Genomic DNA, 15,641 nt, shown 5'->3' on the forward strand with positions numbered 1-15,641 from the left:
CTAACGAAAGGGTACGGCGATGCCGAGACGTATGACGAGCGTGACTCCGTCCGCGGCACGCCTGACGGACTCCCTGCGAGATATCGGGTACGACTTCAGCTCGGCCATTGCAGACCTTGTCGACAACAGCATCACGGCGGAGGCTACCCAAGTTAATGTTGTCATCGAGTTCGATGGCGCGGCATCGCGAGTCTTCATTTCCGACAACGGGCAAGGCATGACCATCAACGGTCTGACCGAAGCCATGCGATTCGGTAGCCGACGGAAATACGGTACGGGCGACCTCGGGCGGTACGGCTTGGGATTGAAGACCGCCTCGTTATCGCAGGGTCGGTGTTTCACTGTGGTAACTCGGACATCGGCGGGAAGGCGTGTCATCCAGACGCGCCAGCTTGACCTCGACTTAGTGGCGGAATTTGATGATTGGCTCATTATCGAGCCGGAACGGACCGAACTCGTAGCGAGGGCGCAAAACCTCCTTGAGGATGCTACCGGGACTGTCGTGATCTGGGAGAAGCTAGACCGGGTCGTTCCAGCTAAGAATGCTTCGGGTGGTTGGGCGAAGCGTCGATTTGAGACGCTGCAGCAGAAGGCGGCCGAGCACCTCGCTATGGTCTTCCATAAATTCCTCAGCGGTGAGGCTCGCTCAGATCGCCTGGTTATCACTGTTAATGGTCAAAAATTAGTTCCGTGGGACCCGTTTGCGCGTTCCGAGTTGGCCACCCGGGAACTGGTACCTCAGGTCTTCGAGATCGAGCACGGTGACGCAACCGGCCAGGTAACCCTCCGGCGATTTGTACTTCCCGGCCGCGACCAGTTCAGTTCATCGGCGGAATTCGAGCGCATGTCAGGGCCGCTCAAGTGGAATCGCCAGCAGGGTTTGTACACCTACCGCGCGGGACGGTTGGTCCAATGGGGCGGATGGAGCGGAATCCGAAGCATCGACGAGCATACGAAATTGGCACGCGCCAGTATCGAGTTCGACACCGACCTGGATGAAGCGTTCAACATCAACGTTGCGAAGATGCGGGTCGCCCTGCCGAGTCAGCTCCGACACATGATCGAGCGTCCCATCAACGAAATCTGCAGCCTTGCGGACGATTTGTACCGTAAATCATCGAAGTCTAAAGGAGAACGCGACCGCCCCATCACCGACAACTTCTCGGCGGGTCTCGATGTAGGGCTCGCCTTGAAGGGCGCCGCCCTTGACGCAGGTGAGGTCGACGCGTTCAAAAGGATCGCGGCCGAACTTCGTAGGTCCGAGCCTAAGATCGCGAAGGCTTTAGGCCTTTAATCCGGATCAAACAGCCTTGGGCTGGATTCCGTAACCTGCTTGCCTTCCGGGCAGCAAGCCTGAAGCGGACACCGCGGGCATTCTGGGTTCAGCGGCCGGCACCAGCTGTTCGCGAGTTCAATGAGCCCGAGGTGGGCGGCGCGCGAATAGGCGCCGAATCCGATCATTCTGGCCACGGCGAGCCGCCCGTCGGTGAGTTGGTTCTTGCGGTCGACATCACTGGCCTGGAATCGACTAGCAACGCGCAGTACTCCTTTAGTAACGAGGACGGGTTCCTCGGCTGCCGCATCAGGCGTGTCTACTGGATCGATCGGTGAGACGAGCACGGCCAGGTCCGCGACTGATTGGGTGACATTGAGATTCGTGCGTATCTGCTCGACGGGACCGTCCAAAGCCTCTGGCGCCTTCTTCAACTGGTCGAGGAGGGCCAGGATTCTCTGCATCCGAGGCTCGCGTCCGGTATTTGCGGTGATGAATTGCATGTGTTCTTCAAATTGTCGACGTTTGGCGAGCGGGAGGGCCCAAGGCTTGTCATTGTCCCGCAACAACTTCCAGGCCTGTCGCATCAGCGACGCTGGGGCCCTGTCAAGCAGTTCTTCTGACGCAACGACCAACCAACGCGACGGCGGTACACCCCGAACCCACTGCAGCCAGGGCAGTGCTCGGACATGGTCCGAATTCGTCATCCAGTCGGCCAGTGACTTTGCGGTGTCTCGGGTGGACGGGCCAGCGTCTCGCGGATTGCTCAAGGATTCGCGGATGGCTTGTCCCATAACAAAACCGAGCCTTGGTGGAACTGCGTTGCCGATCTGACGGAACGCCGCAGACGGAGGACCATCGAACCTGAAGTCGTCGGGAAACGTCTGTAGCCGGGCTGCTTCCCGAACCGTCAGCGTGCGGCTCTGGCGCGGGTGGATATACCAGTAACCGTCTTTTGCAATGTGCGCCGTGATTGTCCGAGACAGGTCGTTCTCGTTCAACCTCTTGTACTTGTCGTCGAAGATGTCGCCGCGATAGCGCTGATGCTCTTTTTTGAGGTCGGTGTACTTCGACGCGTACGTCATCGACTCGAATGCTTCACGATCGTCGTCTCGGACGGGCCGCGTGATGTGATCAAACACTTTGTGCGCATCGCCAGGCGCAACTCCGCTACGCATCTCATGCTGGAAGTTCGTGATCGGTCCTGCGTACTCTGCCCAACCGTGCTCGCCCCCCTCCGGACGCCATCCGCCCTCAACTTCTGGTAGGTCTCCGATAGCGTTCCAGACGCTGACTGGCTCTGAAGTCTCCGCAGGCCATCTGAATTCTGTGTTGTTATGTAGTGCCACCAGGATCAGCCGCTGACGAAACTGTGGAACGCCGTAGCGCCAAGTGTCGACCACACGTTCCTCGACGGAGTAGTGCATTTGCTCTAGCTCTTCGACCATGCTCCGAAGAATGAACATCTCGCGGTCGAGAGCCATGTCGGGCACGTTCTCCATCAGAACTGCCTTTGGGCGGCCCCGATCGACGAGCTCGAGGAACGAGCGCCACAGGTCTCTACGCTCGTCGTGCGGATCACGCAGACCGGATTGGACCCGGTAACGGAGCATTGAACGACCGGCTCTGGAAAATGGCTGGCAAGGTGGGCCTCCAGCGACCAAGTCGATTTCTGCCTCGCCAACAAGGTCACCAAGCTTGGCGACAACCGCAGGATCAGAGAGATCCCAGTCGACCGCCACTCCTCCGAAGTGATGCGCATGAGTCCGGTTGGCGAACGGCTCGTGGTCTGCTGAAAGGACAACTTGGAATCCGGCTTGCTGTAAGCCCAAGCTCAGGCCACCTGCCCCGCTGAAGAAATCGACGGCCAAGGGTGCCTCAGTTCTTTCACGAACGCCTCTTGCGTATGAGACGAAGTTGTCAACGTCATCAATGTGATCGCGGTGCGGCGGAAGCGTGAGGAACGGCCCTCGGACGAGGCGCACACCGTAGGCATTCTTCTTCGAGATTTCCGATGGTGGCGACGACATAGCGTAACCATAGCTTTGGCGTCCGACGACCTGCGATCATTGCCGCGCTCGGCATCGTCGTGTTTCAGTAGCCGACAAGCAGGAGACCTGCAAAAGGGAGTGGCAACCCTCTCGAGGCGTAGATTGCCTCAAGTTGGCCTAGCATCCTCTTGTAAGCAGGTGTCAACGCGGATGCGCCACACCGGTACGCGATGGGCATCACCAGCACTAGGTAGTCTGCGCTGAGCAGCGAAGAGGTTCGTAGGATATCGCGATACTCGGCGTTGTTGTGGGCGCCTCGCCCTGCTTCTATCTCCGCCGCAATGCCCAATTCATCGTGGAAGGCATCTATTTCGTACGAGACGGATGGCACACCGTTCTCTCCGTAGAGGACCGGTCGGACTATTTTTGCCTCCCTTGTCTTGCCCGACTCCACTTTGAAACCCATACCGGTCATGCCAGTGCTCAGATGTCTCAAGACTTGGTCGCTGCTGAGCCCAGTCTTTTATCGACGGTCGAAATGGTCTGCTCTGTTGATGCGAGACTTCGACTGTCCGTGGCCATGAAAAAGTCCCCACTGGTGGCCAAGTGGAGGTCCCCGCTGGTGGCCAGATAAAAGTCCCCACCCCGTGTTCGTCGTGTCGACCAGGAACTGCGGGCCCCGATGGTGACGGTGAAGGCGCCAACCAATCGCCGCCACCACCGGGGAGTTCCATTGAAGTCTGCGAAGGACCGCATGGACATCATTTCTGCCTATCAACAACTCGGGACCTACCGAGCCGCCGCCGAGCAGTGCGGCACCACCCACAAGACCGTCAAGCGTGTCGTGGACAAGTTCGAGGCCGACCAGGCCGGCGATACGCCTGCACCGCGGGTTGGACGGGCCCACAACTACGACGCGGTGGCCGGGCTGGTCGCCGAACGCGTGGCCAAGTCCCAGGGCCGGATCTCGGCCAAACGGTTGCTGCCCATCGCGGCGGCCGCGGGTTATGAGGGCTCGGACCGCAACTTCCGGCGGCTGGTCGCTCAAGCGAAAGCGTTGTGGCGCAGCAACAATCACGTGGGTCGCCGTCCGGCGGTGTGGTCGCCGGGTGAGTATCTAGTCATCGACTGGGCCCAAGCAGCACCCGGATTGTTTTTGTTCTGCGCCGTGTTGGCGTTCTCGCGGTGGCGGTTCGTGCGGTTCGCCACCGATCAGCGGGCGTTCACCACGCTGGCGTTGATCGCCGAAACCTTGGCTGCGATCGGCGGGGTCCCAGCCCGGGTGCTGGCTGATCGGATGGCCTGCCTCAAAGGCGGGGTGGTCGCCGACGTGGTGGTCCCGACGCCGGACTACGTGCGGCTGGCCAGCCACTACGGGTTCGCTCCGGACTTTTGCCACGCCAATGATCCGCAGTCCAAGGGCATCGTGGAACACCTGTGCGGCTATGCCCAGCGCGATCTCGCGGTTCCGCTGCTGACAGAGGCCGCCATCGCCGGCACTGCGGTCAACGTGCGAGTCGCTAACACTGCTGCGGCAGCCTGGTGCACTGAGGTCAACGCCGCGGTGCACGCGGAGATCTGCGCCATCCCCGACGAGCGGCTAAGCGCCGAACGGGAACTGCTGCAACCATTGCCGTCGCTACGACTGCGGGTCGGGGCACCGTCGGTACTGCGCAAGGTCGATCGGCTGTCCTGTGTCCGCTACGGGTCGGCTCGGTACTCGGTGCCGACCCGGCTGATCGGCACCACCGTGGCAGTTGTCGTCGATCACGGCGCGGTCTGTCTGGTCGAGCCTTCGACGGGGATGATCGTGGCCGAACACGAGCTGGTCGCCCCCGGCGCTGCATCGATACTCGACACCCACTACGACGGACCCCGGCCAGCGCCGGACCGCGGACCTCGCCCGAAGACCAGCGTCGAGAAACAGTTCTGCGACCTCGGTGAAGACGCCGAGGCGTTCCTGGTCGGGGCCGCCGCGATCGGCAACACCCGGCTGGCATCGGAGTTGGAGATCCTGCTGGCGCTGGGCGCCGCCCACGGCACCGACGCCTTGGTCGCCGCGTTGCACCGGGCCGTCGCATTTCGGCGGTTCCGGGCCACCGATGTTCGTTCGATCCTGGCCGCCGGCACCGGAACACCCCAACCACGCCCAGCTGGGGATGCCCTTATCCTCGACCTGCCGGTCGCCCCGACTCGCTCGCTGGACGCCTACAAGATCGCTCCCGTCGCCGACGGCGAGGCGACGTCATGACAACAACGGCCAAAGAGATCAAACCCGTTGCACCACCGTCGCTCCCACAATTGGCTGCTGATCTGGATGCGGGGTTGCGCCGCCTCAAGCTCGCGGCGATCCGGCGCACCGCACCCGAAGTCCTGCTGACCGCCAAAACGCAACGCTGGACTCCCGAGGAAGTGCTACGCACCCTGGTCGAGACCGAACTGGCCGCCCGGGACGCCTCCAACATCGTCAACCGGCTCAAGGCCGCGGCGTTCCCCGTTCCCAAGATGCTGGATCGACGTGGCCGCCTCGTCGATCCAGCCCAGGGTGTTCGACTACTTATCGAGCCTGGAATGGATTCGTGCGCAACAGAATCTGGCGATAATCGGACCAGCTGGAACGGGCAAGTCGCACACCTTGATAGGACTCGGGACCGCCGCGATCCACGCCGGGCACAAGGTCCGCTACTTCACCGCCGCCGACCTCGTCGAAACCCTCTACCGCGGACTGGCCGACAACACAGTCGGCAAGATCATCGAATCTTTGCTCCGGGTCGACTTGATCATCCTCGACGAACTAGGCTTCGCACCCCTCGATGACACCGGCACCCAGCTGTTGTTCCGGCTCGTCGCCGGCGCCTACGAACGCCGCTCGCTGGCCATCGGCTCGCACTGGCCCTTCGAGCAATGGGGCCGGTTCCTGCCCGAGCAGACCACCGCGGTCAGCATCCTGGACCGCCTGCTGCACCACGCCACCGTCGTCATTACCGACGGTGACTCCTACCGGATGAAAGACGCCCAACACCGGAAGGAGCAGCCCTAACAACCAAGAATCACCGCACGGGAGTGGGGACTTTTATCCGGCCACCAATGGCGACAAAGACTTGGCCATTGACATCGACAAGCTTCGTAACCCACTCGGGTGGCTGAGCGTTGCGGGGGAAATAATTCCACATGGGAAAGGCCATAGGACACCATCGCACGTTTCGGCGGTCACTCCAGCGTTGCCGGTATGGATGCGGGCCTGCTGTTGGTTGGGCGCGGAACGACGCCGCGATTCCAAACGGGTCTCCGGCGACCCCTAGAGGTAGAAGTTTCGGACAGCCACCCGCTCGTTTGCTGGTGTGTTTAGGCTCGCGGAAACAGCAACGGCTGGGACGCGGAGGCGCGTCGCAGCCAGTGGTTGGCAGCCGCGGCGGTGGAATGGGAGGCCTTGGGAGACAGGGTTGCAGCGATGGGGACGCCGACAGCGAAAGCTTCGAGGCACGAGACTTTGTCCTCAACGACTGTAACGACCACGGGTGTCGCAACGGACGGTGTCGCCACCGTACCTGGGGCTGGCGCCGCCGCCGCGCTTGCCGGTGGAGGTTCTGACGGTACCTTCTTCCTCACCGCTAATACTGCGCACATGTTGGCCGTGGCGGGTGTTTACGCGATACGCATGAAACTACAGGCAGCAACGAGCCCTGCTCTTGATGGTCCTTAACAGGCGGCGGGATCGCGGGCGGGTGTCTCCAAAGGCTGCGGGAAGAGCCGGCTATCACCCAAGCGCGCGCAGAGTGCAGGCGGTTCCGGTAGTAAGGCTTTCAGCGCTTCTGCGCAGAAGATATTGCGTCGCGGTGTCCGCGGAAAGTCGCAGCCGTTCTCCGTTGCAAGTGAGCGGAATTACTTCGAATGGACCGGCCCTCGCCCGCAGTAGTTGCTATTCCCTGGGATCACACCGGTTTCCGATTGGTCCGCCACCAATCTGGCTGGTGGCTTGGACTAATCGCACCCATCTCCGACAAAATCAACAACGCACCCTACAAATGACTCGCAGCGAAATCAGCGCCCTGATTCACCATGCCGTTCACCGGATAGGCGGTATGGGCGATACCGGGCGGCCCCGGAGGGGCGCCATCGCAGATGTTGTCGTCGGGAGCGCACAACTGAAGGGTCTTGGGCGCGTACAGGGGACCGATCGTGATGGGCGGCGCGCCGGCATCGCGCAAGAACTCGTTGGACGGCGTCCCGAATAGCACCACCGCGGCGACGTGGCGGGCCACCTCCGGCGGTAGCGGCTGCGGCACCGAGGAGGCGAACTCCGCGGGCACCTCCTTCGGCACGGAGGCCGACGTGACGAAGCCGGATACTACCGCGCCCTGCGAGTAGCCGCCGAGCACCATTCTGGTGTTGGGGCAGCTGGCCGCCGTGGATTCCAGATGAGCGCCGGCGTCTCTGATCCCTTCGACGACCGTCGCCGCGAAAGCGATGCCGCCATTGAAATCGGCGCTGGCCGCGTAGTTGACCGGATACACCCCGAGGGACCTACCGCCGATGCGCGACCCCAGCGCGTCGACGAATGCCTGCCCGACCCCGCCGACTCCGGGTGGCTCGCCAGTCCCGCGGGCGAACACCACCTCGACGTCAGGACACGGGGCGGCGGATACGATGGGGACGGGTGCGCTGACCACGCACGCCCAAGCCGTAGCCACGGCGGTCCCCAGCAAACGGATTAATCGTAGTGCGCTCACCGCTGGCGGATGCCCGCTGGTATGGAAGCTGAAACCGGCGCCAACGATGTCCGCGGTGTCGCCCTGACGAACCCTTCATGTTCGTCACCCCGAAGGCGATCACAACAGACCTGAATGCCTGCTCACCAGGCGTAAACGCCGCCAACTCGTGTCACACTGTGCTGATGGGTTCCCCTGATCGGCGCATCGACGACTCCCTTCCGGCCGCGGCGTCGGCGCAGGACAGCGAGCAGGTCGCCGACCTGGTCATCCAGGCCGCCGCCGGCAACAGGATCACGCCGACGATGCTGGGCCAGATGCTGGTCAGCGCCAGTCGCAGCATCGCCGACGAAGACGATCTACTGACGCTGCTGCAGCATGTCTGCGAGATCGCGCACGACGCCGTCGACGGCGCCGACAGCACGGGCGTGACCATCGACCTGGGCGGCCGCATCTATACCGCGGTGCACACCGACCAACGCACGCTGCGCGTCGATACCGAGCAATACGAGGCCGGTCAGGGACCGTGCCTGGACGCCTCCCGGACCCGCCGCATCGTGCTGGTCGACTCCGATGACGCCGCGGCTAAGTGGCCGAGATTCGCCGCCGCGGCCCGCGACGAAGGAATTCTGAGCTTCCTGGCCGCACCCCTGTTCGCCGACGACCAAACGCTGGGATCGCTCAATCTCTACGGACGTTCGCGGTCGGCATTCGACAACTTCGATGCCGAGATCCTCGCGATGCTCACCGCGGCGGTGTCCCGCGCGATCGGCGACTTCGCCCGCTTCCGGTCTGCCCGCGAAGTGGCCGAATCCATCCAGCGTGCGCTGCAGACCCGCGCCCCCATCGAACAGGCCAAAGGCATGCTGATGGCCATCCACCAGATCGACGCCGACCAGGCCTTCGAGTTGCTTCGCCGGAAAAGCCAGGAGAAGAACGTCCCGCTGCGCGCCGTCGCCGCCGATCTCGTACAGCAACTCAGCGCGACTTCCGACCCGGAAGCCGATGCGCCGCAGGCCGTCTGAGCTCGCACTGGCCGCTGCGATGCAATAGGTGCGCGACGAGGTTCGGTGCGTACGACCAGCGGCTTGATTTCATAGCGGTATCTACCCGCGTGTCGATGCGGCATTTCGCCGAGTTTCTGCGAACCTCCGTCCAGGGCCACACCTGAGCCTTTACACGCCGCCGCTGCGGCTCGAGAACGGGCGCCTATGACGAGCACCGTGCGGGCAAGGGTTGCCACCGCCACACAAACCGTTCTGGTGGCCGCCGCCGCCGCAGTGTCGCCGGTGATATTGGCCGCCGGCGTCCACGCCAACCCGGGCGCTCCCGTCCCCGACGCCGACCACGAGTTGGGAATGTATGGCGATCCCGTCGCCGCCGCGCCCTACTGGCGCCAGCAATCCGGTTCCGACTGTGGGGAAATGGCCGTGGCCGATGTGGTCGGCCAGATCACCGGTCGCCAACCCACCGAGCAGCAGATGATCGACTTGGCCGAAAACACGCCGGGCGCAACACATCACGGACCGATCTGGCAGCCAAAAGGCACCACCGACATCGCCGACCTTCCGATTCTGCTGTGGCACTACCGGGTCCGAGCCGACAACATCCAGACCGACACCGACGCCCTAGCGCGCAACCTGGCGCAAAACCACAAAGTCATCGCCATAGTCAATGCCGAAACGATTTGGAACCGTCCCGGGAAGCGAAACATCGCAAACCACTTCGTGGTTGTCACCGGCATCGACAGCAGGGCCGGTGTGGTGCATCTCAACGACAGTGGCATCAGCACCGGCCGCGACGAGCAGATCCCCATCTCCGTCTTCGAGCGGGCGTGGGCCCCCAACTACAACTCGGCAATCGTCACCAAGTGACCGTCGGCGACACACGAGACAAGAAAGGAGTCGGCGATGACGCGGATGCCTCTGGCCAACCCGGACGAGCAAGCCGAACACATCCAAGAGCTTCTCGCACGTCCCGACACTCTCAATGTGCTAAAACTGCTCGCCAACGCCCCCAACGTCTTTGACGGATGGGCACAGATGGCGGGCGAGCTGTTCACAAGCCCGACCTTCACCCCGCGGATGCGCGAAGTGATCATCCTGCGGGTAGCACATCTGCAGGATTCGCCCTACGAACTCGCCCAGCACGTGATCTTCGGCCGCACCGCGGGGCTCACCGACCAACAGATCGACGCCCTGCTCGACAAAGGGGATCTGGACGCGGCCGGATTCAGCGGCGACGAACGCACCGTCATCGACACCGTCACCGAGCTGTGCACCACCCGCCGGCTCAGCGACGACTCCTTCGCCACCGCGTACACCGTGCTCGGCGACGAGGCGCTCACCGAATTGCTGATGATCGTCAGCTGCTACTACGGCCTGGCGCTGGTGCTCAACGCCGTCGACCTCGACATCGACGCCCCCGCCCGATGACTCGTATCCCGTACCGCGACCCCGCGGACATGACCGAACTCGCCCGCGAATTGACCGCCCGGCGTGGCAATCTCAACGTCTACCGCACACTGGCCCACGCCGAGAAGGTCTATACCGGCTGGATGGTGGCCGGTGACGCCGCCCTGACCAGCCCGGTACTGCCGAGAAGACTTCGCGAACTGATCGTCCTGCGCACCGCGTATCTCATGGACTGCGCCTATGAACTCGGCCAACACAGGGACGTCGCGCAGACGGTCGGAGTCGACGTCGCCACCATCAACGCCATCACCTCCGAGTCGGATTGGCAGACAGCAGAATTCGACACCATCGAGCTGGCTGTGCTGCGGCTGACGACCGAGCTGGTGACCACCCGGCGCGTCGCGGCCCCGCTGTTCGAGCAGGTCCACACGGCTCTCGGTTCGGAGGCCACCGTCGAAGCGCTGATGGTCATCGGCCGATACGCGGGTCTGGCGCTCATGCTCAACGCGCTCGATGTCGACCTCGACAACACCGCCCGACTTCCCGTTCCGCCGACGACGCAAGGGCAACGGTAATTAGCGAGAATTCCTAATCTTCCTCCGGCCGGGAACACCTCCCGTAATGTCCATGGAGTGGTGGAGCGCAAGCAGCCGTCGACCCGCCTGTCGGCCGAGGACTGGCTCGAGGTGGGTTACACCGTGCTTGCCCGGGAGGGAGTGCGCGCACTCAAAGTCGAACGCCTCTGCCAGCAGGCGGGCGTTACCCGCGGCAGCTTCTACTGGCACTTCGAGGACATCGAGAGGTATCGGGCCGCACTGGTCGAGTCGTGGAACAAATTCCTCGAACGCGACCGTCAGGCGCTCGCCGAGCTCGACGGGCTGCCACCCCGCGAACGACTGTTGGCCCTGACGCGAACGCTGGTCAGCCCCAAATACTGGGTGCTCGAGCGGGCGATGCGCGAATGGGCCCGCCTGGACCCGGTGGCCGCCGAAAACATCCGCGCCGCCGATCGGCGGCTGCTTCGCACCGTGATAAAGGCCTACTGCGACTATGGGTTCAGCTTCGAGGACGCCAAACTGCGCGCCGAATTGACCTTTGCCGCGGGGATCGGGTTGCTGCACCTCACGAGCTCGGCCGAGCAGGCCCAATCGGTTGCCCAGCGAGAGCGATTCCTGGCCGTCATGCTGGGGGAGCTGGAGACGGTAAATTCACACCATGGCGACGGGTGAAATCGTCGCGCCAATCGCCAATCGCCAACGCCCCGGCCAATTCTCGGCTCGTGTCGTACTCGTCGCGAGGTAGCCGATCATGCTTGGCCACCGGATCGGAGAAGTGTTGCGCCCCAATGTGTATCGATGAGGACTATACGAGCGGAGTCACCACCAACGAGGCCAGGCTGCTACCATCGCGCGGTGAGTGATCGCCCTTATGGGCGGCGATCCGTTGCCCGCCGCGACGTGCTGAAGATCGCCGGTGTCCTGCCGGCGGTCGTCACCGCCGGCGCATGGCTGGCCACCCCGCGCGCCACGGCCGGGGTGGCCGGAACGTCGGTCTTCCTCGACCCGGGCCATAACGCCGTGAACGACGCATCCATCAACCAACAGGTCCCCAACGGGCGCGGCGGCACCAAGCCATGCCAGACGTCGGGTGCGGTCGCCGACGACGGCTATCCCGAGCATGCGTTCACCTGGGCGGTGGTGGGGCTGATCAACGATTCGCTGGCCCAGTTGGGCGTGCGCACTCAGCTGTCCCGCGACAGCGACAGCGGGGTTGGCCCGTGCATCGACCAACGCGCCGCGGCGGCCAACGCCATGCATCCGGACGCGATCGTGAGCATCCACGCCGACGGCGGGCCGCCGTCCGGCAGCGGATTCCACGTCAACTACTCCAGCCCGCCGCTCAACGACGTGCAGGCCGGACCCGCCGTGCAGCTGGCGCACACGATGCGGGATGCCCTGGTTCAGTCGGGGTTTCAGCCCGCCACCTACATCGGCTCGGACGGCCTGTACGGCCGCGATGACCTCGCCGGGCTGAACCTGGCCAAGTACCCGGCGGTCCTGGTCGAACTGGGCAACATGAAAAACGCGGGTGACTTGGCGCGCATGGAAAGTCCGGAGGGTCGGGCGAAATACGCCGCCGCCGTCACGCAGGGGATAGTCGCGTTTCTGAACTCCAGAGCCGCGACCGGCTGACGCGCGGTTGAGCTGATCGCCCGAGCAGGATCCCCGGCTAAAGCCGGCGACTACTCAGCTGCCAAAGCCGACCGGCGGCGCCGTGACCGGAGCCGGCCCACCCAGACCCAGGTGGCTGGAGGCGAAGGCGACGCCCTTGTCGATCATGGCGCCGTCGTCGGCGTAGGTGTTGTGTGCCGCGAAGTTGAGGCCGTCGGAGCAGACCGGGTCCTCGGTGGCGCACACCTTGACCGTCTTGTCTTGGTAGAGCGGGCCGATGACGACGGGCGGTTCGTTGAGGAAGTTCATCGCCCGCACGTTGGGCATGCCGAACAGCACGACCGAGGAGACGTGGTTGGCGACGTCGGGGGACAGCGGTTTGGGGACGGTGTTGGGGTCGATGCCATCGGGCACCGAGGCCGAGGTGACAAAGCCCATCACGGCCGCGCCCTGGGAGTAGCCGCCGAGCACCATCTTGGTGTTGGGGCAGTCGTGGGCCATCGAAACTACGTGCGCGCCCGCGTCTCTGACGCCGTCGATCCCGGTATCCCATTGATCGCTGGCGGGGTAGTTGACCGGGTACACGTCGAACGACCGATCGCCGACGCGTTGGTGCAGCGCGTCGACGAAGGCCTGGCCGGTGGGGCCGACGCCCGGCTCTTCGCCGGTGCCGCGGGCGAAGACCACTTGCACGTCTGGACACTGGGCCGAGGCGGAGGGGATAACGGACGTGGACAGTGCCGACACGGCCACGCCCGACGCTGCGATAACTGCTGCTGAACTAAGGGTACGAACGATGTGACGTGCAATCATGGCGTCCAAGGTGCCCATGCCAGCCCCTCCCAAACTGTCAACTTGCCAACCATTTCGTGATGTTTTCCTGTGTACCGGGCGCAGCGACCGGCGGTGGATAGCGGCGGCGTCGACGCCATCGGACCCGCGGCGCTATTGCGCAGTCGGGTTGCCCACAAAAACACTTTAAGCCGTCGTTTGGCGTTGTCCATTCGGGGTAGCCGCTCACCGCGGACACCACATTCTGCACTCACTGTCCGAGAGGTGACGACATGGCAACGGGTGAAACAGGTTTCGACGACGTAACCTTCGATCTCATTTCGGTTCAATACCACTCGCTGAAGGCCGGGCACGATTACGGCCAATACGTACGCGACGCGAAGAACGCCGGTTTAGATGACATCGCGTCCTTCTTCAGCGATGTGATGGCTCAGGACTCCGAGCGCGCGCGGCGATGCCACGAGTTCCTGGGCCGGCTGCAGGGGGCGCCAACGGGCTGACCGGCCACAACCTGAGAAATTCGTGGTCCGCCGCCGACTCGCCGGGGTTTCACCCGGAGCTAAGTCGACGGCACGAATCGAGGTCGCAACCGGCGTAGTCGTCGCCGGTTGGACCATTTGCCCAGTTGAGGGACTTAAAACCGGGTCTGAGAGGCCCGGCTGCGACGCGCTGCTTATGTGTCGGCAAGGTCACATACCGGCAAAGCTCGGATGCGCCCGGCGTGCCGCGCTATTAGAGTTACGTATCTTAGGGAAAGCTTATGATTCGTTAAGTATGAAACCAGGTAGCACGGAAGCAAGGCTGTGGACACGGACCGTTACGACGCGATCATCGTAGGTGCAGGGTTCGGTGGCATCGGCGCCGCTATCCAGCTCAAGCGCCTCGGGTTTGACAACTTTGTCATCCTCGAGCGCGAGGACGACTTGGGCGGCACCTGGCATGTCAACCACTACCCGGGCATCGCCGTCGACATCCCGTCGACCACCTACTCGTACTGGTTTGAACCCAAGCCCGACTGGTCGCGGCTGTTCGCGCCCGGCGCTGAAGTCAAGCGCTACGCCGTCGACGTCGCCGACAAGTACGACGTGCGCCGCCACATGCGGTTCAACACGACCGTTGAGGGTGCGCACTGGGACGAGGACGCCGCGGTGTGGCGGGTTGCGCTGGCCGACGGCAAAAGCTTGACCTGCCGCTTTTTGATCACCGCAACCGGCTTCCTGTCCCAGCCGCGCGTGCCCGACATCCCTGGCATCGCGAGCTTTGCCGGCAAGGTCGTCCATACGACCGCCTGGGACCACGACTACAACTATGCGGGGCGCCGTATCGCGGTTATCGGTACCGGAGCGTCCGCGGTGCAGGTCGTTCCTGAGCTGGCCAAAGGGGCCGCGGACCTGACCGTGTACCAGCGCACCGCGACCCACGTGATTCCCAAGTTTGATTTCCCGATCTCCCCGGCCCTGCGACGCCTCTTCGCGCGGTTGCCGGCGACGCAGCGGGCCCTGCGATGGGTGAGCGACATCATTCTCGAGCTCATCATGGTCGTGATGGCGCTGCATTTTCGGGAGTCGCGAGGGCGGGGGAACATTTCCTCCTCCGACCTGGCAAAGATCTCTCGATTCCGGTGGATCCGGGATAAGGAACTGCGCGCCAAGTTGACGCCGGATTACGACCTCGGCTGCAAGCGACCGACCTTTTCCAACACCTTCTACCGCGCTTTCACGCAACCGAACGTTCACCTCGAGACCAACGCGATCGAGCGGTTCACGGCGGACGGCGTTGTCACCGTCGATGGGCACAAGACCGTCATCGACACGCTGGTGCTCGCGACGGGATTCGACCTCTGGGAGGCCAACTTCCCGGCCATCGAGGTGGTCGGCCGGAAAGGACGCAACCTCGGAAAGTGGTGGCGGGAGACCCGGTTCCAGGCCTACCAGGGCGTCTCTGTGCCCTACTTCCCCAACTACATCAGCCTGGCGAGTCCGTTCGCCTTCTCCGGACTGTCCTTCTTCCACACCATCGAATACCAGATGCGGCACATGGACCGGCTGCTCGGCGAGGTCAAGCGCCGCGGTGCCACGACCTTCGAGGTGACCGAAGAGGCCACCGATCAATTCATGGAGCGGATGACCAAACGGCTGGACAATTCGGTGTTCTACGCCGGCAACTGCGCCACGTCCCGGTCGTATTACTTCAGTCCCAGCGGTGAGGCGTCCCTGCTACGGCCGACGTCAACACTCAACTCGATACGAGAGGCCGCGACCTTCTCGTTCAGCGACTACGTCATCGCCTAG

Annotated in this window: 14 protein-coding genes and 1 pseudogene; 11 read left to right on the plus strand and 4 right to left on the minus strand. The window is 63.4% G+C overall.

Translation table 11 applies throughout. From position 1 onward, the window contains the following. Nucleotides 1-19: 19 nt before the first annotated feature. Complete coding sequence (locus ACIUM1_RS24845) at nucleotides 20-1,294, plus strand: ATP-binding protein (RefSeq protein ID WP_406815128.1); 1,275 nt, start codon at nucleotides 20-22, stop codon at nucleotides 1,292-1,294. Here ACIUM1_RS24845 and dcm read toward each other — a convergent pair. Together dcm and ACIUM1_RS24855 are read right to left on the minus strand one after the other, a co-directional pair. Then, nucleotides 1,291-3,144, minus strand: a complete 1,854-nt coding sequence (dcm, locus tag ACIUM1_RS24850) for a DNA (cytosine-5-)-methyltransferase (RefSeq protein ID WP_406815129.1) — start codon at nucleotides 3,142-3,144, stop codon at nucleotides 1,291-1,293. The two genes, ACIUM1_RS24845 and dcm, sit on opposite strands and share 4 nt — an antisense overlap. A gap of 223 nt (nucleotides 3,145-3,367) precedes the next feature. Then, nucleotides 3,368-3,730 carry a hypothetical protein gene (locus ACIUM1_RS24855; RefSeq protein ID WP_406815130.1) on the minus strand — a complete coding sequence of 121 codons (363 nt, stop codon included), beginning with the start codon at nucleotides 3,728-3,730 and terminating at the stop codon, nucleotides 3,368-3,370. 267 nt (nucleotides 3,731-3,997) lie between these two features. On the opposite strand from ACIUM1_RS24855, the gene istA reads away from it, so the two are divergent. Both istA and istB read left to right on the plus strand, forming a co-directional pair. Further along, nucleotides 3,998-5,515 carry an IS21 family transposase gene (gene istA, locus ACIUM1_RS24860; RefSeq protein WP_406815131.1) on the plus strand — a complete coding sequence of 506 codons (1,518 nt, stop codon included), beginning with the start codon at nucleotides 3,998-4,000 and terminating at the stop codon, nucleotides 5,513-5,515. Further along, a pseudogene (gene istB / locus ACIUM1_RS24865) lies at nucleotides 5,512-6,304 on the plus strand (IS21-like element helper ATPase IstB). Before istA ends, istB begins: the two are co-directional and overlap by 4 nt. A gap of 979 nt (nucleotides 6,305-7,283) precedes the next feature. Here the strand turns inward: istB and ACIUM1_RS24870 are convergent. Then, the gene (locus ACIUM1_RS24870) at nucleotides 7,284-7,994 is read right to left on the minus strand and encodes a cutinase family protein (protein WP_406815132.1); all 711 of its coding nucleotides are present in this window, start codon (nucleotides 7,992-7,994) and stop codon (nucleotides 7,284-7,286) included. Between the two features lie 164 nt (nucleotides 7,995-8,158). Here ACIUM1_RS24870 and ACIUM1_RS24875 point away from each other — a divergent pair, with 164 nt between their 5' ends. The 6 genes from ACIUM1_RS24875 to ACIUM1_RS24900 all read left to right on the plus strand — a co-directional run bounded on the left by ACIUM1_RS24875 (nucleotide 8,159) and on the right by ACIUM1_RS24900 (nucleotide 12,579). Further along, a complete protein-coding gene (locus tag ACIUM1_RS24875) occupies nucleotides 8,159-8,998 on the plus strand; it encodes an ANTAR domain-containing response regulator (protein ID WP_406815133.1) in 840 nt (279 codons plus the stop codon). Between the two features lie 186 nt (nucleotides 8,999-9,184). Further along, nucleotides 9,185-9,847 (plus strand): C39 family peptidase, encoded by a 663-nt coding sequence (locus ACIUM1_RS24880; protein WP_406815134.1) that lies wholly within the window; start codon nucleotides 9,185-9,187, stop codon nucleotides 9,845-9,847. Between the two features lie 36 nt (nucleotides 9,848-9,883). Further along, on the plus strand, nucleotides 9,884-10,408 hold the full coding sequence (locus tag ACIUM1_RS24885) for a carboxymuconolactone decarboxylase family protein (RefSeq protein WP_406815135.1): 525 nt from the start codon (nucleotides 9,884-9,886) through the stop codon (nucleotides 10,406-10,408). Continuing rightward, entirely contained in the window at nucleotides 10,405-10,962 is a 558-nt protein-coding gene (locus tag ACIUM1_RS24890) for a carboxymuconolactone decarboxylase family protein (protein ID WP_406815136.1), read from the plus strand. Before ACIUM1_RS24885 ends, ACIUM1_RS24890 begins: the two co-directional genes overlap by 4 nt. A 111-nt stretch (nucleotides 10,963-11,073) precedes the next feature. Beyond that, nucleotides 11,074-11,616: a TetR/AcrR family transcriptional regulator gene (locus ACIUM1_RS24895; RefSeq protein WP_406817853.1), complete on the plus strand. Its 543-nt coding sequence runs from the start codon at nucleotides 11,074-11,076 to the stop codon at nucleotides 11,614-11,616. A 183-nt stretch (nucleotides 11,617-11,799) separates the two neighbouring features. Further along, nucleotides 11,800-12,579: an Rv3717 family N-acetylmuramoyl-L-alanine amidase gene (locus tag ACIUM1_RS24900; RefSeq protein WP_406815137.1), complete on the plus strand. Its 780-nt coding sequence runs from the start codon at nucleotides 11,800-11,802 to the stop codon at nucleotides 12,577-12,579. Between the two features lie 54 nt (nucleotides 12,580-12,633). Here ACIUM1_RS24900 and ACIUM1_RS24905 read toward each other — a convergent pair whose 3' ends face one another. Next, on the minus strand, nucleotides 12,634-13,389 hold the full coding sequence (locus ACIUM1_RS24905) for a cutinase family protein (RefSeq protein ID WP_406815138.1): 756 nt from the start codon (nucleotides 13,387-13,389) through the stop codon (nucleotides 12,634-12,636). A 233-nt stretch (nucleotides 13,390-13,622) separates the two neighbouring features. On the opposite strand from ACIUM1_RS24905, the gene ACIUM1_RS24910 reads away from it, so the two are divergent. Next, entirely contained in the window at nucleotides 13,623-13,850 is a 228-nt protein-coding gene (locus ACIUM1_RS24910; RefSeq protein ID WP_406815139.1) for an acyl carrier protein, read from the plus strand. A 303-nt stretch (nucleotides 13,851-14,153) separates the two neighbouring features. After that, nucleotides 14,154-15,641: a flavin-containing monooxygenase gene (locus ACIUM1_RS24915; RefSeq protein WP_406815140.1), complete on the plus strand. Its 1,488-nt coding sequence runs from the start codon at nucleotides 14,154-14,156 to the stop codon at nucleotides 15,639-15,641.

The sequence above is a fragment of the Mycobacterium sp. M23085 genome (assembly GCF_045343915.1).
Classification (GTDB): Bacteria; Actinomycetota; Actinomycetes; order Mycobacteriales; family Mycobacteriaceae; genus Mycobacterium.

Coding starts and splice junctions, on each gene's coding strand:
- ACIUM1_RS24845 (WP_406815128.1), top strand. CDS start 20: ATGCCGAGACGTATGACGAGCGTGACTCCGTCCGCGGCACGCCTGACG.
- ACIUM1_RS24855 (WP_406815130.1), bottom strand. CDS start 3,730: ATGGGTTTCAAAGTGGAGTCGGGCAAGACAAGGGAGGCAAAAATAGTC.
- ACIUM1_RS24875 (WP_406815133.1), top strand. CDS start 8,159: ATGGGTTCCCCTGATCGGCGCATCGACGACTCCCTTCCGGCCGCGGCG.
- ACIUM1_RS24880 (WP_406815134.1), top strand. CDS start 9,185: ATGACGAGCACCGTGCGGGCAAGGGTTGCCACCGCCACACAAACCGTT.
- ACIUM1_RS24885 (WP_406815135.1), top strand. CDS start 9,884: ATGACGCGGATGCCTCTGGCCAACCCGGACGAGCAAGCCGAACACATC.
- ACIUM1_RS24890 (WP_406815136.1), top strand. CDS start 10,405: ATGACTCGTATCCCGTACCGCGACCCCGCGGACATGACCGAACTCGCC.
- ACIUM1_RS24905 (WP_406815138.1), bottom strand. CDS start 13,389: ATGGGCACCTTGGACGCCATGATTGCACGTCACATCGTTCGTACCCTT.
- ACIUM1_RS24910 (WP_406815139.1), top strand. CDS start 13,623: ATGGCAACGGGTGAAACAGGTTTCGACGACGTAACCTTCGATCTCATT.